The organism is Flavobacterium chungangensis (assembly GCF_042654045.1).
Classification (GTDB): Bacteria; Bacteroidota; Bacteroidia; order Flavobacteriales; family Flavobacteriaceae; genus Flavobacterium; species Flavobacterium chungangensis.
In genome coordinates this window covers 51,647-74,220 of the sequence record NZ_JBHSFY010000003.1, presented here as the reverse complement: position 1 = coordinate 74,220, position 22,574 = coordinate 51,647, and the positions used below count along the sequence as shown (strand labels likewise).

Here is a 22,574-nt window from a genome sequence, read left to right as displayed (position 1 = left end):
CAATTAAATTATTATAAAAGTAAAATATTTTCTGAATCTTTTAAGAAGAAAATTCTCTAATATGATTATTTAACTTTTGTTGAAGTTTTATCATTGCCCTCAAAGCTCAGAACCTAATTTTGATAAAACTTTATCCATTTCCAAAAAATGATTTTCTGTGTTTGAGGAATAAAACATTTGATTACCACCTGTAATTATAATAACCTCATCATCATGGTTTCCGTAAAATTGTATTCCTTCAAGCCATTGCTTAAATGATACGTCTTTGTCTGAGTAATTTTTGATAATAAAATCTAGATCGTTCGGCTCTATTTCATAAAATGTATTGCTGGGAAATTCTAGCGCAAAACCAGCCTGAAGAAAAGCCATTGCAGTAAAAAAGTCTGTCAAGGTCTCTGTTTCCAAATTCCATTCCTTTTCATCATAACTCATATAGACTGGCGGATTCGTTTTTGACAAATCGTCTTTATGAATTCCCCAAACACAAGCACGTTGATTTTCATAATAAAAAATCAAATAATCATTATGCTTAAAATATTGAAAACGTTTTGGAACAATCAATAAATCTTGGGTCTGATTTAAATTTTGAATTTTCCCCAATTCAGTATAGTAATCAACAAAAACTGCAGGAATATCCCCATAAATATCTTTTACAACCTGAATTTCATCATTTGCAAAACCATTTGATTCTGTGATATGAAATAGTTTTTTTATTACTGAAAAATCTGTCATGGTATATTGAAATTATTTACGTCTTTCCAGAAAGAATCGTTTCATCAAATCTGCAGCTTCATTTGCCATTACGCCAGAAACGACAGTCGTTTTAGGATGCAATTTTGTTCCCATATTGATAAAACCACGTTGTTCGTCTCTTGCGCCAAAAACAATTTTAGAAATCTGGCTCCAGTACAAAGCTCCTGCACACATTTGGCAAGGTTCGAGAGTGACATAAAGCGTACAGTCTTTTAAGTATTTTCCGCCTAGGAAGTTTGCTGCTGCTGTGATAGATTGCATTTCAGCATGAGCTGTAACATCATTTAATAATTCGGTTAAATTATGACTGCTTGCAATTACTTTATCTGCAACGACAATTACAGCGCCAACAGGAATTTCGCCTCTTTCAAAAGCTATTTCTGCTTCCTGCAAAGCTTTTTTCATAAAATATTCGTCTGTAAAAGGATTTATCATAATTGCAAAAATAGGATTTTAACTGTATTTATATGGCACTTTTTGGCTTGAAAAATGTTAATTATAGAAAATTAACAATCTAAAAAATAAGAAATAACTTATCAATATTATCTTGCACTTTAATGTAAAATAATAACTTATGAAATCAAATTTCAAAATTAGGATTCTGGAACTTTGCCATAAAAACTGGGATAAAATGACGCCAGATGCAACTGGAAGATTCTGTCTTGTATGCAATAAATCTGTAATAGATTTTACAAACAAATTACCAGAAGAAATTCAGCATTTCTTTGAGAATAATCAAGGCCAAAAAATTTGCGGAAGATTGAAAACTTCACAGTTAGATCTTGTAAGCATTAAAATTCCAAGTATTTTATATCCAAACACCAATTATCATAAAACTTTTTTACTGGCTTTGTCTTTGCTTATAGGAAATAATATGCATTCTCAAAGTAGTTCGGGAGGAACACTAAATTCAAATCAATCTGCTCAGTTAGAAATAGAAGAGAAAAATCAATCTGAAGAATATCCTAAAGCTACAAATAGCATCACAAAAATTACAGATTATAGTTCAATAACTATGGGACCTATTGAGTCTATTTATGATCGTTTTCCGCTGTCTAAAAATAAAAACAAAAAAATAGTATTTGAGTCATTTTCATCTCAAAAGCAATATGTAAAAACAATTTTCACTAAAGAGGAAGAAGAAAAGACAGAAACCAAACCCTATTTTCCTACAGGTATAAAATCATTTTATGCTTTTTTTGCAAGTGAGTTTAAGTTACCTGTAAACTCAGAGTTAGATTACAAATTCATCTCGTTTACGGTAGAAAAAAATGGTTCATTAACTTATATTGGATACGATGATATTTCTTTAAGTATACAAAAAGAAATTATACGGGTTTTAAAAAAATCTCCTAAATGGATTCCTGGAAAATCTAATGGCATAAATAAAAGAATGAGAGGGGATGGTTTTAGAGTTTCAGTGTATAACGAAATAAATACTGGTAAATAGTTAATACAATTTGAACTACTACAATTCATGAAATCAAAATTTAAAATTACAATCCCGGAACCCTGCCATGAAAACTGGGATAAAATGACGCCAGATGCAACCGGAAAATTTTGTCAGGTTTGCAATAAATCTGTAATTGATTTTACAAATAAGTTACCAGACGAAATTCAGCATTTTTTTAATACAAATAAGAATCAAAAAATTTGCGGAAGACTGAATACATCGCAGTTAGATTCTGTTAGCATTAAAATTCCAAGTCAAGTTCTATTTTCACAAACTCAATATCATAAAATGTTTTTGCTGGCTCTGTTTATCGCAATGGGATCTACCCTATTTAGCTGCGCCAATTTAAATGGAGACAAGCAAAAAATTGAAAAGGTTGAACTTACCAAAGCTGATTTTGACTTTCTAAATCTTCAAATTATTGGAATGGTAATTCCTTCTCAAAATTTAAAAAATAACACTGAAGTACAAAAAATAAAACCACCAAAAACATGTGAAGATTCTCTTGCTATTTTTAAAAAATATAGTGATCATTCAAAATTTCCTGTAAAAATCAACTATCGGGATGACTTTTATACAATATTTCCATTACGTAAATACAAAAATAAAAGAATGTGGTTTATGTCAGAATCACTCAATAGATCTTGCTCACAAGATGTTTTTGTAAAGGATTATTCTGAAAAAGAAATCATAAACAAGCAATTTTCGCGTGAGATAAAACCTCATTTTCCAGGTGGCATGAAACAGTTTTTTATTTTTTTTGCTAATGAATTTAAAATCCCTAAAAACATAAAAATGGACGATGTAATTGATATCTCGATGATAATAGAACCTAATGGCTCTTTAACTTATATTGAATCAGAGGAAAATATTGATGAAACTGTTAAAAATGAAATCATCAGAATCTTAAAATTATCTCCTAAATGGATTCCGGGTAGGTTGAATTGTACAAACATACAAACTGATTATACTTTCAATATTTTATTTATTGACAATTAAGATTCTCAATTTATATATTATCATATATAACAGAGTTTTTCATAAAATAGATTTTTGTTATTTTTTTATATTACATTTATTTTATGAAATTCAACAATGGAAAGAAATTACAAAATCAGCATTCCTGAACCATGCTCTGAAGACTGGAACAAAATGACGCCAAATAAAAATGGTCGTTTCTGCATGAGCTGTTCAAAAACTGTTGTTGATTTTACCTTGATGTCTCCAGAAGAAATTCAGCAATATATTATTACAAATCAAGGCCATAAAATGTGTGGCAGATTTAAAAAATCTCAACTTGATTCGATAACAATCCAAATTCCGAGTAAGGTTCTTTATACGCAAACGCATTTTCATAAAATGTTTTTACTGGCTTTATTTATTGCCATGGGAACTACTTTGTTTAGCTGTCAGAATAAAGAAGGAAACAAACAAAAAATCGAGAAAATTGAAATAATTGAAAATTCTCTTTCTCCAAAAACTGAATCCAACAAAGAGCAGGAAGTATCTGCTACTAAACCAACAACCGTTAGCAAAACAAAATATAAAAAGGCTTCTACTCTAAAAAACAAAAAATACCTTTCTTTAGTAAAAACAGAATGCGCAGAAACGCTACCCAATGAGGATATTTATGAAGACAATACCGTCTATGGAAGTGTAGCAATTGATGTTATACCTGATTATCCTGGAGGGAAAGATGTATTTTACGAAGCTTTTAAATCTGAATTTAAAATACCCAAAGAGTTAAAAAAATCTACCGGAGTAATCAAAATGTCTTTTGTTATTGAAAAAGACGGAAGTTTAAATGAAATAAAAACTATTGAAGATCTTGGTTTTGGAACTGGAGAAGAAGCGATTCGGGTTTTGCAAAAATCTATAAAATGGACTCCAGGCGAAATCCAAGGAAGGAAAGTTAGAACTTTTTACAATCTACCCATCACATTGGAACTCGACACTTTAAATCCGAAAAAAAGAAAGAGAAAGTTTTCAAAAATTACGACCATGCAAATTGTTAAAACTGGTGATAGTCAAGAACAAACCGAATTAAGTTTACAACCATAAAAGACTAACTTTAAGAGATTTTTCTATAAAAAAATTGCTTGTGCTTATTATTTATTACATTTAATTCTCTGAATTTAGAAATGGAAAGAAAAGGAAAAATAACAATACCAGAACCATGTCATGAAGACTGGAACAAAATGACGCCAACTGAAAATGGCCGTTTTTGTCTGAGCTGTTCTAAAACGGTTATAGATTTTAGTTCTATGCTTCCAGAAGAAATTCAGCATTATTTCATTCAAAATCAAAATGATAAAATTTGCGGAAGATTTAAGCAATCACAGTTAGATACCATTACGATTCAAATTCCTAATCGCGTTTTATATTCTCAGACCAACTATCATAAAATGTTTCTACTTGCTTTGTTTATTGCCATGGGAACCACTTTGTTTAGCTGTGCAGATAAAGAAGGGAACAAGCAAAAAATTGATCAGATTGAAATTGTTGACAATAGCACACAAAATCAAGATGAAGATGTTTCCTCCTGCTATGGACATGAGATTGAATCTAAAAAAGAAAAAACAAAAACGCCAAGAGAAAGAATCACAATGGGAGCGGTACTTCCTCCTATAGCTAGTGAAAATGAGAGACTACATTTTAAATATAGTATTATATATAATGCCGTTGATTTGGATATTCTACCCGCTCCAAAAAACGGAATGAAAAAATTCTATTCTTATTTTGCAAAAAATTATAATGCTTCAAAAGAAGGAGAAATGTCCGTTTTATTTGTTGTAGAAAGAGATGGCACTTTAAGCAATTTTAGAGTAACTAAAAACAAGTCGTCAGAAAATGAAGCAAAAGTTATTAAAGTATTAGAATCTGGCCCAAAATGGATTCCTGGAAAAACAAACAATCAGTTTGTTCGATCAACTTTCATTTTGCCAATTACATTTAAATAATGAAAGTAAAACATAAAATAACTACTTATATAAATCGCAAATCGTTTTTGCCAACGTTGCATGTAGTTATGGCTGTAGTTTTTTTCGGTTGTCAAAACAAAGAAGACAAACAGCAAGAAATTAAAAATATTGAAGTTATTGAAGATACTTTGACAGCAAAACCAGAAGCTTTAGATGCAACTGCAATTAGTACAAAAAAAACATATCAAGCGCCGTCAGATTTATCAAAAATTGAGCAGCTTAAAATAAAAAAAACGACAACAATAGCCTCTAGAGAAGTGGATGATAACAAATCTTCAAAATCTGATAAAGCAAAAAAAGAAGATGCTTCTTCTTCAACTCTAAAACCTCTTTCAAATACAAACGCCGAATTTCCCGGTGGCATTGATCAATTTCATACTTTCTTCATGAAAGAATATAAAAAACCAGAAGATGTAAATTACTGGAAACTCAATTTTACACTTGCCTTTGCGATAGAAAAAAACGGAAGTGTTTCGTTTCTTGAATGTTCGCCAGCTGTTGAAGAGCCTTTAGAAAAAGAAATTATAAGAGTTTTAAACTTATGTCCTAAATGGCAGCCAGGTGAATCAAACGGAAAAAAAGTCAGAATGCAATATTCTGTACCTATTCTTCTAAAATAATACCCACAGAGAAATTAAATTTAAAACCGTAAATTTGCTTTTTACCATACAATGAAAAGCGATTTACTTTCGAACATATACAATCCGGCCGATTTACGTCTTTTAAAAGAAGAACAGCTTACTCAGGTTGCTCAAGAACTTCGTCAATTTATTATTGATATCGTTTCTGTAAAAGAAGGGCATTTGGGAGCAAGCCTGGGCGTTGTAGAGCTTACAATTGCTTTGCATTATGTTTTTAATACACCTGATGATTTATTGGTTTGGGATGTTGGACATCAAGCTTATGGACACAAAATATTGACCGAAAGAAGAGAAAACTTTCATACCAATAGGCAAATAGAAGGTATTTCTGGTTTCCCTAAAAGAAGCGAAAGCGTTTACGATACTTTTGGCGTTGGCCATTCTTCCACTTCGATTTCTGCAGCTTTAGGAATGGCGATTGCTTCTAAGCTAAAAGGTGACTTTGACAAAGAACATATTGCTGTAATTGGAGATGCTTCTATTGCCAGCGGAATGGCGTTTGAAGGACTTAATCATGCTGGAGTTACTGATGCAAATATTCTCGTAATTTTAAACGACAATGCAATCGGAATTGATCCCAGTGTTGGTGCTTTAAAACAATATCTTACTTCGGTTAAAAACGGAAAAAATCCGCGTCAAAATAACATTATTAAATCTTTGAATTTTGATTACTCTGGTCCAATAGACGGTCACGATCTTCCGAAATTAATCAAAGAATTAAAACGTTTAAAAAAGATTAAAGGACCTAAATTCCTGCATATTGTTACAACTAAAGGAAAAGGTTTGCTTCAGGCCGAAGAAAATCAGGTAGAATATCACGCTCCTGGAAAATTTGATGCTTCTACTGGCGAAATCCATTTAAAATCGGAAGAAAATCTTCCTCCAAAATATCAAGATGTTTTTGGCTTAACCATTTTAGATTTAGCTAAAAAGAATGAAAAAATAATCGGAATTACTCCTGCAATGCCATCTGGAAGTTCATTAAAATTTATGATGGACGAATTGCCAGATCGCGCCTTTGATGTGGGAATTGCCGAGCAGCATGCTGTTACATTGGCGGCTGGTATGGCAACACAAGGCATGATTGTTTACTGCAATATTTATTCGACTTTTTTACAGCGTGCGTACGACCAAGTAATTCATGATGTGGCGCTGCAAAACCTTCCTGTTATTTTTTGTTTGGACAGAGCAGGTTTAGTTGGCGAAGATGGAGCAACGCATCATGGTGTTTTTGATATTGCATATCTGCGTTCGATTCCGAATATGATTATCTGTGCGCCTTTAAACGAAATTGAACTTCAAAACATTTTGTATACTGCGCAATTAGGATTAGATCATCCAATTGCAATTCGATATCCAAGAGGTCGAGGCGTACTGCCAAATTGGGAAGTAGAAAATTTCGGACATTACAAAAAAATAAATTTAGGCGAAGCAAAATGTTTAAAAGATGGTACAAAAGTTGCGGTACTGTCGACTGGAACAATTGGAAATAATGTTATAGAAGCACTCAAAGAATCAACCCATTCTGACGAAATTGCGCATTATAACTTCAATTTCATTAAACCATTAGACATCAACACCTTAAAAACTATTTTTTCAACTTTTGAGAGGATTATTACAATCGAAGATGGAGTTAAAAATGGTGGTTTTGGAAGTGCTGTTTTAGAGTTTGCAGCATCCAATAATTTTAAAAATTCAATTGAAATTTTGGGTGTTCCAGATCAATTTATTGAGCATGGAACAGTAAATCAATTACAACAATTGTGTAAAATTGACGTTAAAAATTTAATAAACCTTTTTTCTAACGGTTCAAAATAATTATTTTGCGACACCAAAAACAAAAATTACCTATAATGAAATTATTGCGTTCTACCCTTTTGCTATTATTGCTTTTGTGTACTTCTAATAACTTTGCCCAGATTATACAAACGACTCTAAGCCCCAATCAAGCACCTAAACCACCTTCAAACTGGACAGAAAAAAATCAACTTGGTTTTGACCTTTCACAAATAGCTTTTGTAAACTGGAGCGCGGGGGGAACAAGTTCTATCTCTGGATTATTTAAAGGAGAATTCTCTAGAACTTATTTGAAAGGAAATCATAAATGGTTCAACGAACTTATTATGAAATATGGTCTAAACAAACAAGAAGATATTGAAACGCGAAAAACAGATGATGCGATTCAATTGAACTCTACTTACGGTTTTAGAAAAGACACTGCTTCAAATTGGTACTACTCAGCAAAGTTTAACTTCAATACGCAGTTTACCAACGGTTACAATTATCCTAATCGAGATGTTCCTATTTCTAGACCTTTTGCACCTGCATATGTCTTTCTAGGAGCCGGAGCAGAGAATTCAAATAAAGAGAAAAATAGAACATTTTATTTCTCACCAATTACTTTAAAGACCACATTGGTATTAGATCAAAATTTGGCAAACCAAGGTTCTTTTGGTGTTAAAAAAGCCATTTATGCGCCAGATCCTTTAGATCCTACACAACAAATTTTAATTGAAGAAGGGCAAAAGGTAAAAGCCGAATTTGGTATCCTTTTTACTGCCTACATGAAAAACGAAATCTATAAAAATGTTTTTTACGAAAACAGACTTTCCTTATATACTGACTATTTAAATCGATTCGGAAATGTCGACATTGATTATGATACACGTCTAGATTTGGTTGTAAATGCTTATGTCAAAGCAAACATTGGCGTTCATTTAATTTACGATGATGACATTAAAAACAAAAAAGACGTTATTGATCCAGCCACAGGAACAAAAAGTCAAGTTACTGAAGGTCCAAGAATGCAGTTAAAACAAGTACTTGGTGTTGGTTTGGTTTATGCTTTCAAATAAAGAAATCAATAAAAATAAAAAAAGCTTCTTTTAGAATATTTCTGAAAGAAGCTTTTTTATTTAACGCTTTTTTTGTCCTTGAATCATTTCATAGAGTTCAAGCGCATTTCCGTCTGTTAAGAGCGAAACATAATGGCAAATATGCAATAGGCGCTCATATAAATTGGTTTTCTCTAAATGATGTTTTTCTGGAAGCATTTTCAAAATCAACTTATCGTAATTTGAGGCAGTTCCGTCATATTTATTATTAAATGCTGTAATAAATTTATCCAACAGCGTTTGAATAATTTGGTAACCTACAATCTCTTTTTCAATTACTTCTCTGCTTTGGTATATTTTTTCAACACTCAGTTTGATAATATCATTCATCTGTGCTTTGTATTTGCTTTTATCTGTTAAAGCATACGGAAAATTTCCCGCCATAATTGCTTCTTCATTTTCAACAAAAACATTTACAGCATCATTGATTAAAGTTCCAATTGCCAAAGCTCTCAAATAACTGATACGATCTTCTTTTGTAGTTAACGATTTGTATTTAGAAACCCCAATATTATCTTTTACAAGATTAATCAGATATTCTAAAGCAAAATCTTCAGAAACCAACCCTAAATTAATTCCGTCTTCAAAATCAATAATCGTATAGCAAATATCATCTGCAGCTTCAACTAAATATGCTAAAGGATGTCTTTCAAAACCAATATCGTCTCCAGATTTATTGGCAATCATTCCCATATCTTTGGCAACTTCTTCAAAGAATAATTTATCTGTTTGAAAGAAACCGTATTTCTTATCGGCAATATTATTGGTCGGCTTTTTCGGAAGACTCTCTTTCGGATATTTCATAAAAGCCCCCAAAGTAGCATACGAAATACGAAGTCCGCCTTCAATTCCAGGCCGGCTTGCGGTTAGAACTGAAAATCCGTTTGCATTTCCTTCAAAATCAATTAAATCTTGCCATTGCTTATCTGTTAGCTGATTTCTATATTTCTGCCCATTTCCGATAGCAAAATATTCGCCAATTGCTTTTTCGCCAGAATGCCCAAAAGGTGGGTTTCCGATATCGTGCGCTAAAGAAGCCGCAGCCACAATTGCACCAAAATCGTTCATATGATACCCATGAACTTCTTTTAAATAAGGGTATTTTTCAATGATTTTTTTTCCAACCAAACGCCCAAGTGAACGCCCTACAACAGAAACTTCCAAACTATGCGTTAAACGCGTGTGTACGAAATCGGTTTTAGAAAGCGGAATAACTTGTGTCTTATCTTGCAAACTTCTAAAAGCGGCAGAGAATATAATTCGGTCGTAATCGACTTCAAATCCTAAACGAGTATCATCTTGTTCTACACGTAATCTTTTGCTTGTATCTCCCTGACGTTTTAATGATAAAAGTTGTTCCCAGTTCATTTTAATTTTAGATTGTAGATTAACGATTTTAGATTTTTGATCTAAATTGATGATTTTAGATTTCAAAAATACGTTTTATTTTAGGATTTTCTTCTGCTTTAAAATTCTAAAGCGGTGCTATGTTTGATTTCTACCATTACAAAAATACTGTTCGTGTTTCCAATGTTTTCAATCGTTGACAGCTTATTCATTACAAAATCCTGATAACTAGCCATATCTTGCACCAAGATCTTGAGCATAAAACCGCAATCGCCACCAATATTGTAACATTCTATAAGTTGACTTAATACTTTTAAATAATTTTTATTTTTTATGTCAACAAATGAGGCCGAATGTTAGTTATGATTCAATTGTTGTTTCTTTTTGCAAACCTTGCATTTATAATGCTGAATTCCGTTAGACTGACCACCATTTTTATTACATTTTCCTCCGCAAAATCTACACTCTACATCCATGCCCTAATTTGATACACTTAATCAATTTCACCTTATTTTTCAGTAGCAAAATGCTTAAAAAATAAGAAAGGCAACCCTAAGGTTGCCTCATTTTTTACAAAAATTAATATTTATTCTTTATTTAAATTACCCTAATCTGATACATTACCAAGTTTAGATTTTGAAATATTAATAGCTTCTAATAGATCTTCTAAATCCAATTGTAATCCTTTTATATCATTAAACTCTATTTCAAGTCGCAATTTTTCTGAATTTATTTCAGCTATGATTTGATCTTTAAACCATATCTCAGCTATCAAATTGTCTTTATCAATATCGTCCGTAATTATTATTTTCATTTCTTTCATTTTACAAATTCCTCTAAAATCTGATACATTACTCTAAAGTTTTTAAACTACATGAAGGATGAGTTGTTTTATAAACTTTACCATTCGAGTCTGTCCAAACTTTTATTTTAAAAGAAGGATTTCCTCCTCCGTATTTTTTAATGTAATATTTACAGCTAGGTTTAAATTTAAAATTTTTAGCTGATTTTCCCTTAGAAAAACAATACAAAGCAGGTATATTATTAAATGAAAATTCTAGTGGAGCAATACTTCTATCTCCTTCCCAAACTAAAACCATTCCTCCTTCATAAGGAAAGTTATCTACTGTAGTTGAATCATTATCTATCGTTAATTGATATATTGGTGAATTATCACAACATACCATCTTTTGATTTTTTATATCAAAATAAAACTCATGATGCGTTCTTTTACAAGAAGTCAACAAAAAGATAATCATTAATATAAAAATATATTTATAGCAAATATGTTTCATGATTTAAAAAACACTATTGTTAAACTTATTATTTTGATAAGCATCCCACCATTGATCAACCTTATTTATTATATCTGCTTGACTATTATTTTTATTTTCAAACAAAATTTTTAATCGATCCTTACCATAATTTTGATTAATAAATTTATTGAATTTATTAAACCTGTCTTCACCTACATCTGCCGCTGGTTCTTTAGTTGAATATTTTCCATCATGCCAATCTCCATGCAATATATTTTTTGCATACTCTAACAGAGAGCCCGCTGTGCGAAGTCTCCCGACTTCGGCCCCGCTCCAATATAACTTATACAACTTTTATACTGCTATCTTTCAAAGATTGTTTTATTATTCAATATCAAGCACCCACAAAAGCCTAATCTTAAACAGAATAAGACAAAAAACCTTTTATTTTCATGCCCTAATCTGAAACACTCGAGAGTAAAAACCTTATTTTAAAACCGTTTGAAACTCCAAAAACAAAAAAGACAGCCCGAAGGCTGTCTAGTTTTTTATAAAAATTAATATTTTTTCTTTACTCTAATACTTTCAAAAGCATATTTCTTGAAAATACCCTAATCTGATACATTACCCTGTTTTAAATTAATATTCCTTAATCTCGTACACATCACTTTCACTTATAAACTCTTCTATCAAAAAACGCAAATACTCTAAAGAATGAGAGTCATTAGCACTATAAAGTCTAATGATTCTCTCGCTATCAATATTTCTTAAGCACTTCTCAGGATGTTTTTTATGAATAAAATTACCAAATGAATCAAAAAAGTCAATAACTATTGAATCACTTTTACCAATTGAATATCCTTTAAAAAAAACAAAGAAAGATTCTACATTTTGAATTGAAAACATTGCTGGTCTTTTTGCAACAAGTTGAACTAATTCGATGTTTTCTGTTTTTAAATCGCTTTCCATTTTATCAATTTCTTAAAAAATTAATCTATTTTTTTTAGCACTATCGTATAGTTCCTGTCCAGAAACGAATCTACGTGCTTTTGTATCATATCCTCCTAAACCGTTTATATAATCCGCTTTTGGAGCACCATTCGGAAATGCGAGGTTTCTCTTTTCTATGCTTAATATTTTATAGCCACTTTATTTTTTTTAAGTATTTTTTTAAATCCTGCATAAATAAATCTACGTCAAAATCTTTCAGTTTGTATTTTTTTATGATTGGCGGTATTTCGTCCATCATTTTATTGGCTACAACTTTTATTCTATCTTCTTGAGTTATATCAGAAACAAAATAATTATAATCCAGCATTAAATCAATATACAAAGCCTTATCTTTTCTATCCATGCGGATACGTTGCTTAAAATTGTGCTCTGGATTTCTACACATTAGCACAACTCCAATTGTTAATAGATCATTCCCGTAATTTTTAAAATGTAACCAGTCTTCAAGTTCTCTTGCAGAAAATTGAGTTGTCACGTGATCACTAACTTTAGTCTCATAATTTGTATCAGATACAATATTAAATCTCATATTTAAAATCTTACTTTATTTCCAGCAGGCAATACGCCATGTATTGCTTCATATTGTTCAAGCAACATTCTTTCTACTGTCGCAGATTCTGTTCGTACAGTGCTTTCAAATAATGTTTCATATTTTAATCCAAATTCTCCCATATTTTTCAAATATTTTTGAGTGTATCTTGTGAATGGATTTTTGTAATGCCATATTTCCATACTTCTCCAGCTTCTAAATAAACTAATTCTGTTGCATTTTTAAAATCCCGCTGTGCGAAGTCTCCCGACTTCGTACCCGCTCCAATATAACTTATACAACTTTTATACTGCTATCTTTCAAAGATTGTTTTATTATTCAATATCAAGCACCCACAAAAGCCTAATCTTAAACAGAATAAGATAAAAAACTTTTATTTTTATGCTCTAATCTGAAACACTCCAGAGTAAAAACCTCATTTTAAAACCGTTTGAAACTCCAAAAACAAAAAAGACAGCCCTAAGACTGTCTCATTTTTTATAAAAATTAATATTTATCCTTTATTTAAATGTTCTTAAAAGCATATTTCTTGAAAATGACCTAATCTGATACATTACCTACATCATCAAATATTGTATTTTTTTTCACAAAGTCAATATCTCTTTCTTCTGACACAATATAAATCTCCCATTGATATTTAATTTTATCTCCGTCATAGAATGTAATTGTCTTTTTATTAGAGTTTATTTGAACCTTATATCCTTTCTTAATTGATAATGGAATATAATTATAGATTTCAGCTACAGAATCTTTAATAGCATATGGATAAAGCTCTCCCTCCAAATATGGTTTAAATGAATAATTATTGGTTTTAATTATTTTTAATTGCAGAATACCAAAAGCATGATTTTTTGATACCTTTAGATCAGTTATTATACCCGAAAAAACAATATCATTTGTAAGTAATTTGTTGTCTTTTTCAATTTCTATTTTACTTATCTTATAATAAATAGCAAAAAATATAGAGGATAAAACTAAAAGAACAACTATTACAATTGGACTAGATTTATATTTAAACATAATTTATTCAGGGTTTAAGGTTGTTATAAGTAGCTCTAATTATTGATGATTATTGTTACGCATAACCGAGCTATCGGGATTTAAAACCTAATTTGGCACATTATCCTCCTTAAGATTTTTAGATTTCCTGTAAGCATCTAGTGCAGAAACTTTACTTTCATCTATTTCTAAATATTTTAAAATCCTAGCCAAAAAATGATCTGAGACATATTGTCCTCTGGAATATGTTATATAATATTCGCTATTAGGCTTAAGAATAATACCTGTTGAAAGAATGTTAATATACTCACCAACTCCATATTGATCTTTTCTCATAAATTCTATAACAATAGTTCCATCATAAGGTCTTGTTTGCAGATCGTTTTCTTGCTTCAAGGATAACAATTCATTACAAAGAGAAACTATTTCTTTTTTATCTTTAATTCTATATTCCTTAACTCCTCCAAAACTATCTGGAGTCCTATTTTGAACATGTATCTCACATACAGAATCTAACACTTTTTTATTAATCCCGTCTCGTGTACTGTTACAGCTTATTAAGAAATAGAACAGACAAAATATATAAACTTTATTCATAATTATTAATCTTTTTTAGGACCAGGAAGGATAGACAACCTTTCTATTAATTTAGCCCCTGATAATTCAAAACTTTTATTGTCTCTTTTTCCTCCAAAAACCTCCTTAGATTTGCCAAATCCAGCTGAAATTCCATAATAAGATCCATCAGCTGCAGCAAATAATGATCCATTCAAAATACCACAGCTAACCCCGCTCCAATATAACTTATACAATTTTATACTGCTATCTTTCAAAGATTGCTTTATTATTTATTATTAAACACCTCTAGACGTTTCATTTATAACAGAATAAGACATAAAAAACCTCGCATTTCTGCGAGGTTAATTTTTCTATTCTTAAATTTTATTCTTTTATCTATACCCTAATCTGATACATTCCCCAATAACTTTTTTTTCTATCTTAATTTTATCATCCGTTTTACTTTCTAAAACTGATTCAACAAAACTACTTACTAAGAAACTTTCTATTTCTCTTTTTAAAATACTTATTGTTTCTTCATCATAAATAGTCATCGATCGTATCATCAAACTATAGGGAATGTCTTTTTTAAATTGATATTCCGAAGCTAAATATTTTGAAAAAGAGTCAAAAAAACAATAATACATTTCATTTTCTTTTCCAGCAATATATCCATTCATAAAATAATAAAAATCTTCTATTTTTTGGATATGATACATTTTAGGCCTACCTAATATGTGTAAGATAAATTCAATTAAATTAACCATAGTGTTTTTATTTTATTTCTTTTGCATTCTTCAACAATTCTGCTCCAGAAATAGGTTTACCCCCTCCAATATAACTTATACAACTTTTATACTGCTATCTTTCAAAGATTGCTTTATTATTTATTATTAAACACCTCTAGACGTTTCATTTATAACAGAATAAGACATAAAAAAAACCTCCCATTTCTGCGAGATTTAATTTTTCTATTCTTTGTCGATTGGCTTTGTCCGTACGAAGTCGGGAGACTTCGCACAGCGATCAAAACAACTTATAGAACTCTTCGAAGAGCGGGGGCACGGAAAGAATTTCCGCGCTATCGTTGTCTATAGATCCGAGCCCTCGGGTTAATTTTTCTAGTCTTATTTTTTTATTGTTTCATGTATTACTTAATCTGATACATTACCCGTTATCATCATTATCAAGTTTACATTTAACGCCTAATTGTCTAGCTTGTTTAATAATTTCGTTTGCCAAATCATCAGACATCAGATTTATTGTTACAATCTCCCCATCAACAATTAGATCTTTATTTTTTTTAGATTCTTTCAACGAAAGTGCAGCAGTTAGATTTAATAATTTTATAAATGGAATTTTCTGCATTCCATGTTCCCATCCTTCAAAAATAATTTTTGCCATATTTAATCAATCTTTATTGATAATTTAGTTATTTTTCCTAGGTTAGCACCAGTAGTTCGCTTTGCTCCCTCAATAATAACCTCTGTAGCTTTATGCTCTTTGCCAAAAGCCTTCATTAAATCTTTTACTCCTCGCCATCCAAGTTCATTAGTTAATTTCCCCGCTGTGCGAAGTCTCTCGACTTCGTACCCGCTCCAATATAACTTATACAACTTTTATACTGCTATCTTTCAAAGATTGTTTTATTATTCAATATCAAGCACCCACAAAAGCCTAATTTTAAACAGAATAAGACAAAAAAACCTTTTATTTTCATACCCTAATCTGAAACACTCGAGAGTAAAAACCTCATTTTAAAACCGTTTAAAACTCCAAAAACAAAAAAGACAGCCCGAAGGCTGTCTAGTTTTTTATAAAAATTAATTCTTATTCTTTATTCTAATACTCTTAAAAGCGTATTTCTTGAAAATGCCCTAATCTGATACATTACCACTCTTCATCATATTTTTTATAAAACTGATATTTCCCAGATGGATTTTTTCTATAAACTTTAAATACTCCTGTATTTGATTCTTTTGATATAGAATCTCCAATTTTTAATGTATCTCTATTAGTAAGAGAAGATGTTACACAATAATCTTTATCATAATAAAATTCTAATGATTTATTTTCATAATTATAAATCCTAATAATTTTTGCATTTATTTTATTTTCCATAAAGTAATGCTTATTTGAGTAAGCAAATTTGTAAAGATAAAAATAACAAAAACAGACTAAAACTATTAAGATAGGTATTAAACGAAGTAAATTATATTTTTTCTTCATCTGATTAAAATTGAAAAATTGGTTTAACAACTGGAGTATATTGATAATTTGCTTGGATATTTATAAGAGAAGCTGGACTCCCTTCTATTCCAAGCCCAATTTGACCTCCCGTTGTAGTAAACCCTCCTAGTTTTCCAAAAGGATCTTTTCTATCAACAGGCGCATAGGAAGCTCCAACAGAAACATCTAGAACTAATCCTAATCCTCGAGAAGCCCCCCGCTGTGCGAAGTCTCCCGACTTCGTACCCGCTCCAATATAACTTATACAATTTTTATACTGCTATCTTTCAAAGATTGTTTTATTATTCAATATCAAGCACCCGCAAAAGCCTAATCTTAAACAGAATAAGACAAAAAAACCTTTTATTTTCATGCCCTAATCTGAAACACTCGAGAGTAAAAACCTCATTTTAAAACCGTTTAAAACTCCAAAAACAAAAAAGACAGCCCTAAGGCTGTCTCATTTTTTATAAAAATTAATATTCATTCTTTACTCTAATGTTCGTAAAAGCATATTTATTATAAATGCCCTAATCTGATACATTACCTGTACAACCTCTCCATCTAAGTTGCTAATGTACGAAGAACTTCCCAAATGATCAGGTTTTCTATTCTTTGTCGATTCTCTTTGCCTTCACGAGCGGGACGCTCGCGCCAGCAGGGTGATCATGTCCAAGAACACTAACATCAAAGAGAGGTAAACCCTTTTCAAAACCATCTTTAGGATAATTGATTTTCCAATTTCGTCTCTCTAAATCTTTATAACTATAACTTCTGTATTCATATTCTCCTACACCTAAAAGACTGTCACTTTTAATTAAAGAACTTTGCTCATATTTATCTTTTAAAAATTTAAAATCTTTATAAACAATAACTTTTAATAAAGTATCAGATTTCCTTTTTTTAAATTCTGATTCCCAATTATATAAAATCCCTATTATTTGTATTTCATTATTTTTCACTTCTCTCAATCCAACCATTGTTTCACTTATTTCATCTTGATCCAAAAAAAGCATTCTCACATGGACATTTGAATTTGAATTATTCATAAAACTCATTCTATCATCCATTGGATCACAAGAAAAACAAACAAGTAAAAACAAAATTCCTATTATTTTTTTCATGCTTAATTATTTATCTTGTTTTTAGAATTCTATTGTTACTCCAAGCTCCTCCAAGCCTATTGGCTCTTTTTTCGGAATCAGAACTCTCGTGATCATATAAAGTGGGGAAAACACTAGATGTTAACGCACTGAAAAAACTTGGAACAGCTATTGTTTTTGCATATTCTGATTTATTGTATTTAAAATGATGCTTAAAATCTAAATAATGACCATATTCATGGTCTAAAGTATTCGCTCCTTGCATTCCTGGATTTGTAAAAATTACATTTCCCGCGGTTAATGCTCCATTCATATACGGAGAGCTATATATTTCAACACCTGGATATTTATCAGGATCACTAATATTTTGTATTGTAACACCATCAATAATACTTCTTGCATTTAGATAAGAATATACCCCATCCGAAATTGCAGTTATTGTATGGTTTCTATCAAACTCATCTTTTGTATTTGTATTAGACAAATCAAAAATTATATTATAATTACCAACTACATCACTAAATTTATTAGCAACGTAATACCCTTGAAATGAATTACTTCCGCTTCCATTTGGATCTGCATAATGTTCGTAAGAATTTTTATTATCATTCCAAAAGTATTCACCTGTATCATCTCTAAAATAACTTAATCCATTTACTGGAGGCTCAGCACTCATTCCAGTAGGATCTGTAAATATAACAGGATTGTTAAGAGCATAACTATATGAAGAACAACCTCTGTATTTTTCTGCAAGAGGATCAACGGATATAAAGATTCCCAGTTTCGGATCTTGGTAACGTGCGCCAAAATAGTATAAACCTGTCTCTCTATCCAACTCCTTAGATGTAAACAAATAAGGCGTATTCCATTTCGCATTCTTCTCTTCCAGGAAAATTTCCCCGAAAGGCACATACTCCACATGCTGTACTACCTCACCATCTAAGTTGCTAATATACGAAGAACTTCCCAAATGATCTGGGTGATAATAAAACTGTTGTAGCTCCGCATTATCATTTTTCGCTGTCATTTTTCCAGTTGTAGAGCTCGACGAACTACTTCCGTCAGTTATCGCTGGATTACAACAAAATCCTAAACCATTTACATAATCGTTGTTATCAACTCCATAATATGGCACTTCAAATGTTGCATAATTTGCTTTTACAACATCTAATGATTTCTTGTATTTAGCATCATAATTTACCTTAACACCAGAGAATGATTCTCCTGCTCTTTCCAAACGTCGTGGTTTTAATTTTCTATTCTTAATCGATTCGCTTTGTCGGTACGAAGTCGGGAGATTTCGCACAGCGGGGTTAATTACATTTCTCACCCAACATATCTTCACTAAATGCTTTTCTTTTTTTTCTATATTCTTGCATAATATCATCTATCATAATATTATCAAAGCATTTAATTGAACTAAAATCATTTTCACAAAAAATGAATTCATAATAAGGCGGGTCAAAATTATATGATTGCCCATCAAATTTTATAATATTTTTTTTTAGAAGTTCTTTTGGAATTTCTCGATTAGTCAGCTTTTCATTAGGATCTAAAAACAAAACATGAACCCCTTGAATCTCTCTATACTTATAACCCGTTTCTACTAGATATGGCTTATCGTATATAGCTAAAGTAATTATAGCATGATGAGGAGTTTTTCTCAATGAGCAAATAACTAATTCCGCACTGTATGTTTTTAGTTTAACAATAGAATCTTCTATTTGCTTGATATTCTCAACAAAATACACTGACTCTTCTAAGTTACTTTTCTTTTCACAATTAGTAAACAGCAGAAAAACAATTAATGAGATGGCGACGTTGAAAAACTTTTTTTCCATTTTAATGTGTTTTGGATATAATTTAAATCAAGAACAGAATTATTGTCATAATAATTTCTTATCAAACCATTTGAATATGAGGGCTTGTCAATTATCCCATCTGAATTGTAATGGGAGATACCATATCTATTCCAGATTAAATTCCCTAATTTAGCTTTTGAAGCATTTCTTAAATCTGCATCACTTGGACTGCTTCCCCCTCCTTTTTCTAAAAGCCATTTTCCGCCGTAGGTTCTACCCCATATACCTGGATGTGTGTGATTACCTATCTCCAAAGAATAAGTTCTATCTCCATAGTACATGGTTTGACTTGCATTAATTCCCTCATTTACCTCATTATCAGAATATGGTAAAACATTGACTAAAATTCCATTACCATTATCTTTGCTATAAAGTCCCCAACTTATTTCTTTTTGTTCATATAATGAAAGCTTCATTATGAATTCACCTACACTTGCATTTAGTCGAACACTATTTCCTGTAAGTGTTAGTCCATTTTGACTGATATTGGTATTATTTTGTAATATTCCTTTGCGAACATTATCAGCAATAACATCTCCGTTTTCTGCAATTAATCGATCTGTTTTATCATTCGTTGTTTTTGTAAGAGTGATATTTCCTGCTTTATCAATTCCATAGTCATTTTCAGGTGACATACCAGTAGGATCAGTAAATTTCACAGGATTATTAAGTGCATAAGCATAAGAACTTACACCCGCATATTTCTCAGCTAAAGGATCAACCGAGATAAAGATTCCCATTTTTGAATCCATATAACGCGCACCGTAATAGTAAAGCCCAGTCTCACGATCAATTTCTTTCGAGGTAAATAAATAAGGCGTATTCCACTTCGCGTTCTTTTCCTCCAAGAAAACTTCCCCGAAAGGCACATACTCCACATGCTGTACAACTTCTCCGTCGAGGTTACTAATGTACGAAGAACTTCCCAAATGATCAGGGTGATAGTAGAATTGCTGTAATTCTGCATTATCATTTTTACCCGCCATAAGTTTCCCTGTTGTACTAGAAGAACTCGCAGAAGCAGATTCTCCACTAGGATTACAGCAGAAACCAAGCCCATTTACATAATCGTTGTTATCAACTCCATAATATGGCACTTCAAATGTTGCATAATTTGCTTTTACAACATCTAATGATTTCTTGTATTTAGCATCATAATTTACCTTTACTCCTGAGAATGATTCTCCTGCTTTTTCAACTCTTCGCGGGTCTGCTCCGTAAGAATCAAAATCTCCAAGTTTAGAAACAATTCTCTGAGAACCAATATAAATGTGTTTCGTATATCTTCCGCCGTTTTGTGCAACCAAATAAGGATTTACATAAAGCGTAAAGTCTGATGTAGAAGTTTTACCGCCTGAGAACACAGAGTTTACAAAAATTCCCTGTCCTCCGCCAGATAATTTAGTTACTCGTTCACCTCCTGCATCATATGTGTACGATGAAACATAACCATTTATGTCTACTGCACCTAAACGATTTTCTTCATCCCAGATAAATTTCTTCTCTTGGGCTTTTTCATTTACTTTTCCGTCAGTTTTGACTTCTTCGGTATTTACATAAATCATGTTCCCGTTTTTGTCATAAACATATTTATTGTTTTTATTCTTATCGACTTTCGGGTCTGTGTTTTTGGTTCTGTATTCGGTTTCTGTTACATTGTCCAACTGGTGTTTGTTTGTGCTATTATAATTATAGTTCATTGTATAGCCTGCCTTCAAAATGCCTGTTTCTGTCACTTTGTTCTGCATTACGTTTTGCGTTTTGCTTACAATATTGTGCAGATCATCGTATTTCATTTCCAGACTGTAATTGGCTGTTTTCTGGTCGGCTCCCGTGTATATTCCGTTTGCGCTTATTAGCTGGTACAGATTATCATAGGCGTAATTATGAGACATTGCTCCGCCCATTTTATTGCTTACGCCCGCTGCGCTGTTGGTCACGTTCAAGACATTGCTTACTTTGTCATACTGGTAATTATTGTTCATGAACATTCTAGGGGTATTATTGCCCTGATAGCCTGTTCCTGAAGCAACGGTCATATTATCAAGCCTTCTTCTCAGCGGCTCGTAATTGTATTTCGTTTCCGTTCCGTTGCAGTATTTTAAATAGCTTCTCTGTTCAAATTTGTCATAGCCAATTTTGTTGACATAGTTATAGCTGTAGGCTTTTTTACCGGCAACTGCCTGCAGTAATCCGCCTGAGTTATACGTATAATTAATCTTCTCCTGATCAGGATAAATCATTTCCTGCAGACGGTTCCATGAGTCGTATTTCCAGCTCGTTACATAAGTTGCAATCGCTGAATTAGGTACAATTACCGTTCTTCTTATACTCTCTATTTCTCCCATAACGCCATACGAAAATTCCTGTGCCCCTGTGGCGTCTTCCATCAAAATCAGTCTTCCCTTGCGGTTCTGGCTTTCGTTTTTAGACCCGAAAACATAGCGCACATCGTTTTGGGGATTCTCAGGGTAATGGATATTCGTTAATCGGTTAAACTCGTATTCGTAGGTAATCTTTTTGCTTTTGGCTTCCAGATTGGCGGTTTGCCTTTCCAAAAGGTTATTTAAGGCATCAAATTTAAAAGTGCTTTTTCCTGCATCGGGCTGGATGACTTCTATTCTTCTGTCGGCCAGATCATATTTGATTGTTTAATGATTTGAAGCAGAAAATCTTCGTTTCCAAAAACACCTTCAGTCCCGCTATCCGCTATATCTTTTGTGGCGAACCCCGCCACAAAAGGATACCGCTTCTATCGGGGCTAGACATCACATTTTCGTTTTTTCAATGAACTTTCTTCAACAGCATACAGCTTCAAAGATTGCTTTATTATTCAACATCAAGCACCCTCAAAAGCCTAATATTAAACAGAATAAGACAAAAAAACCTTTTATTTTTATGCCCTAATCTAAAACAATCGAGAGTAAAAACCTCATT

Annotated in this window: 29 protein-coding genes; 7 read left to right on the top strand and 22 right to left on the bottom strand. The window is 31.7% G+C overall.

Going from position 1 to position 22,574, the window contains the following annotated elements; genetic code table 11:
* Window positions 1–99 precede the first annotated feature (99 nt).
* On the bottom strand, window positions 100–732 hold the full coding sequence (locus tag ACFO3N_RS05490) for a hypothetical protein (RefSeq protein ID WP_379795896.1): 633 nt from the start codon (window positions 730–732) through the stop codon (window positions 100–102).
* 12 nt (window positions 733–744) lie between these two features.
* Window positions 745–1,188 (bottom strand): nucleoside deaminase, encoded by a 444-nt coding sequence (locus ACFO3N_RS05485; RefSeq protein ID WP_095928040.1) that lies wholly within the window; start codon window positions 1,186–1,188, stop codon window positions 745–747.
* Window positions 1,189–1,327: 139 nt separating this feature from the next.
* Between ACFO3N_RS05485 and ACFO3N_RS05480 the strand changes: the two genes are divergently transcribed.
* The 7 genes from ACFO3N_RS05480 to ACFO3N_RS05450 all read left to right on the top strand — a co-directional run bounded on the left by ACFO3N_RS05480 (window position 1,328) and on the right by ACFO3N_RS05450 (window position 8,683).
* Window positions 1,328–2,203: a hypothetical protein gene (locus ACFO3N_RS05480; protein WP_379795895.1), complete on the top strand. Its 876-nt coding sequence runs from the start codon at window positions 1,328–1,330 to the stop codon at window positions 2,201–2,203.
* A gap of 27 nt (window positions 2,204–2,230) precedes the next feature.
* On the top strand, window positions 2,231–3,205 hold the full coding sequence (locus ACFO3N_RS05475; protein WP_379795893.1) for a hypothetical protein: 975 nt from the start codon (window positions 2,231–2,233) through the stop codon (window positions 3,203–3,205).
* Window positions 3,206–3,301: 96 nt separating this feature from the next.
* Window positions 3,302–4,267, top strand: coding sequence for an energy transducer TonB (locus tag ACFO3N_RS05470; protein WP_379795891.1), 966 nt, complete (start codon window positions 3,302–3,304; stop codon window positions 4,265–4,267).
* An 80-nt stretch (window positions 4,268–4,347) separates the two neighbouring features.
* On the top strand, window positions 4,348–5,166 hold the full coding sequence (locus ACFO3N_RS05465; protein WP_379795889.1) for an energy transducer TonB: 819 nt from the start codon (window positions 4,348–4,350) through the stop codon (window positions 5,164–5,166).
* Entirely contained in the window at window positions 5,166–5,807 is a 642-nt protein-coding gene (locus tag ACFO3N_RS05460) for an energy transducer TonB (protein WP_379795887.1), read from the top strand. The genes ACFO3N_RS05465 and ACFO3N_RS05460 overlap by 1 nt, the downstream gene beginning before the upstream one ends.
* A 51-nt stretch (window positions 5,808–5,858) precedes the next feature.
* Complete coding sequence (locus tag ACFO3N_RS05455) at window positions 5,859–7,646, top strand: 1-deoxy-D-xylulose-5-phosphate synthase (protein WP_379795885.1); 1,788 nt, start codon at window positions 5,859–5,861, stop codon at window positions 7,644–7,646.
* A 35-nt stretch (window positions 7,647–7,681) separates the two neighbouring features.
* Complete coding sequence (locus ACFO3N_RS05450; RefSeq protein ID WP_379795883.1) at window positions 7,682–8,683, top strand: DUF3078 domain-containing protein; 1,002 nt, start codon at window positions 7,682–7,684, stop codon at window positions 8,681–8,683.
* A gap of 60 nt (window positions 8,684–8,743) precedes the next feature.
* Here ACFO3N_RS05450 and ACFO3N_RS05445 read toward each other — a convergent pair whose 3' ends face one another.
* The 20 genes from ACFO3N_RS05445 to ACFO3N_RS05355 form a co-directional block, all read right to left on the bottom strand.
* Window positions 8,744–10,090: a deoxyguanosinetriphosphate triphosphohydrolase gene (locus tag ACFO3N_RS05445; protein WP_379796464.1), complete on the bottom strand. Its 1,347-nt coding sequence runs from the start codon at window positions 10,088–10,090 to the stop codon at window positions 8,744–8,746.
* Between the two features lie 98 nt (window positions 10,091–10,188).
* Window positions 10,189–10,404 carry an Lrp/AsnC ligand binding domain-containing protein gene (locus ACFO3N_RS05440; RefSeq protein ID WP_379796462.1) on the bottom strand — a complete coding sequence of 72 codons (216 nt, stop codon included), beginning with the start codon at window positions 10,402–10,404 and terminating at the stop codon, window positions 10,189–10,191.
* A gap of 21 nt (window positions 10,405–10,425) precedes the next feature.
* A complete protein-coding gene (locus ACFO3N_RS25070; RefSeq protein WP_417392809.1) occupies window positions 10,426–10,545 on the bottom strand; it encodes a transposase-like zinc-binding domain-containing protein in 120 nt (39 codons plus the stop codon).
* A gap of 131 nt (window positions 10,546–10,676) precedes the next feature.
* Window positions 10,677–10,883 (bottom strand): hypothetical protein, encoded by a 207-nt coding sequence (locus ACFO3N_RS05435; RefSeq protein ID WP_379795881.1) that lies wholly within the window; start codon window positions 10,881–10,883, stop codon window positions 10,677–10,679.
* Window positions 10,884–10,920: 37 nt separating this feature from the next.
* On the bottom strand, window positions 10,921–11,364 hold the full coding sequence (locus ACFO3N_RS05430; protein WP_379795879.1) for a hypothetical protein: 444 nt from the start codon (window positions 11,362–11,364) through the stop codon (window positions 10,921–10,923).
* Between the two features lie 3 nt (window positions 11,365–11,367).
* Window positions 11,368–11,676, bottom strand: a complete 309-nt coding sequence (locus ACFO3N_RS05425; RefSeq protein WP_379795877.1) for a hypothetical protein — start codon at window positions 11,674–11,676, stop codon at window positions 11,368–11,370.
* Between the two features lie 288 nt (window positions 11,677–11,964).
* Entirely contained in the window at window positions 11,965–12,294 is a 330-nt protein-coding gene (locus tag ACFO3N_RS05420; RefSeq protein WP_379795875.1) for a hypothetical protein, read from the bottom strand.
* 169 nt (window positions 12,295–12,463) lie between these two features.
* The gene (locus ACFO3N_RS05415) at window positions 12,464–12,865 is read right to left on the bottom strand and encodes a hypothetical protein (RefSeq protein WP_379795873.1); all 402 of its coding nucleotides are present in this window, start codon (window positions 12,863–12,865) and stop codon (window positions 12,464–12,466) included.
* Window positions 12,866–12,867: 2 nt separating this feature from the next.
* Complete coding sequence (locus tag ACFO3N_RS05410; RefSeq protein WP_379795871.1) at window positions 12,868–13,068, bottom strand: hypothetical protein; 201 nt, start codon at window positions 13,066–13,068, stop codon at window positions 12,868–12,870.
* 358 nt (window positions 13,069–13,426) lie between these two features.
* Complete coding sequence (locus ACFO3N_RS05405) at window positions 13,427–13,906, bottom strand: hypothetical protein (protein WP_379795869.1); 480 nt, start codon at window positions 13,904–13,906, stop codon at window positions 13,427–13,429.
* An 87-nt stretch (window positions 13,907–13,993) separates the two neighbouring features.
* Window positions 13,994–14,482 (bottom strand): hypothetical protein, encoded by a 489-nt coding sequence (locus ACFO3N_RS05400; RefSeq protein ID WP_379795867.1) that lies wholly within the window; start codon window positions 14,480–14,482, stop codon window positions 13,994–13,996.
* Window positions 14,483–14,487: 5 nt separating this feature from the next.
* Window positions 14,488–14,697 carry a hypothetical protein gene (locus ACFO3N_RS05395; RefSeq protein ID WP_379795865.1) on the bottom strand — a complete coding sequence of 70 codons (210 nt, stop codon included), beginning with the start codon at window positions 14,695–14,697 and terminating at the stop codon, window positions 14,488–14,490.
* Window positions 14,698–14,835: 138 nt separating this feature from the next.
* Entirely contained in the window at window positions 14,836–15,210 is a 375-nt protein-coding gene (locus ACFO3N_RS05390) for a hypothetical protein (protein WP_379795863.1), read from the bottom strand.
* 400 nt (window positions 15,211–15,610) lie between these two features.
* Window positions 15,611–15,847, bottom strand: a complete 237-nt coding sequence (locus ACFO3N_RS05385; protein ID WP_379795861.1) for a hypothetical protein — start codon at window positions 15,845–15,847, stop codon at window positions 15,611–15,613.
* Between the two features lie 2 nt (window positions 15,848–15,849).
* Window positions 15,850–16,059 (bottom strand): hypothetical protein, encoded by a 210-nt coding sequence (locus tag ACFO3N_RS05380; protein ID WP_379795859.1) that lies wholly within the window; start codon window positions 16,057–16,059, stop codon window positions 15,850–15,852.
* A 274-nt stretch (window positions 16,060–16,333) separates the two neighbouring features.
* Entirely contained in the window at window positions 16,334–16,564 is a 231-nt protein-coding gene (locus tag ACFO3N_RS05375; protein ID WP_379795857.1) for a hypothetical protein, read from the bottom strand.
* Between the two features lie 716 nt (window positions 16,565–17,280).
* The gene (locus ACFO3N_RS05370) at window positions 17,281–17,796 is read right to left on the bottom strand and encodes a hypothetical protein (RefSeq protein WP_379795855.1); all 516 of its coding nucleotides are present in this window, start codon (window positions 17,794–17,796) and stop codon (window positions 17,281–17,283) included.
* 10 nt (window positions 17,797–17,806) lie between these two features.
* Window positions 17,807–19,012, bottom strand: coding sequence for an RHS repeat domain-containing protein (locus tag ACFO3N_RS05365; RefSeq protein ID WP_379795853.1), 1,206 nt, complete (start codon window positions 19,010–19,012; stop codon window positions 17,807–17,809).
* A gap of 76 nt (window positions 19,013–19,088) precedes the next feature.
* Entirely contained in the window at window positions 19,089–19,616 is a 528-nt protein-coding gene (locus ACFO3N_RS05360) for a hypothetical protein (protein ID WP_379795851.1), read from the bottom strand.
* Window positions 19,580–22,195, bottom strand: a complete 2,616-nt coding sequence (locus ACFO3N_RS05355) for an RHS repeat domain-containing protein (protein ID WP_379795849.1) — start codon at window positions 22,193–22,195, stop codon at window positions 19,580–19,582. Before ACFO3N_RS05355 ends, ACFO3N_RS05360 begins: the two co-directional genes overlap by 37 nt.
* Window positions 22,196–22,574: the final 379 nt, after the last annotated feature.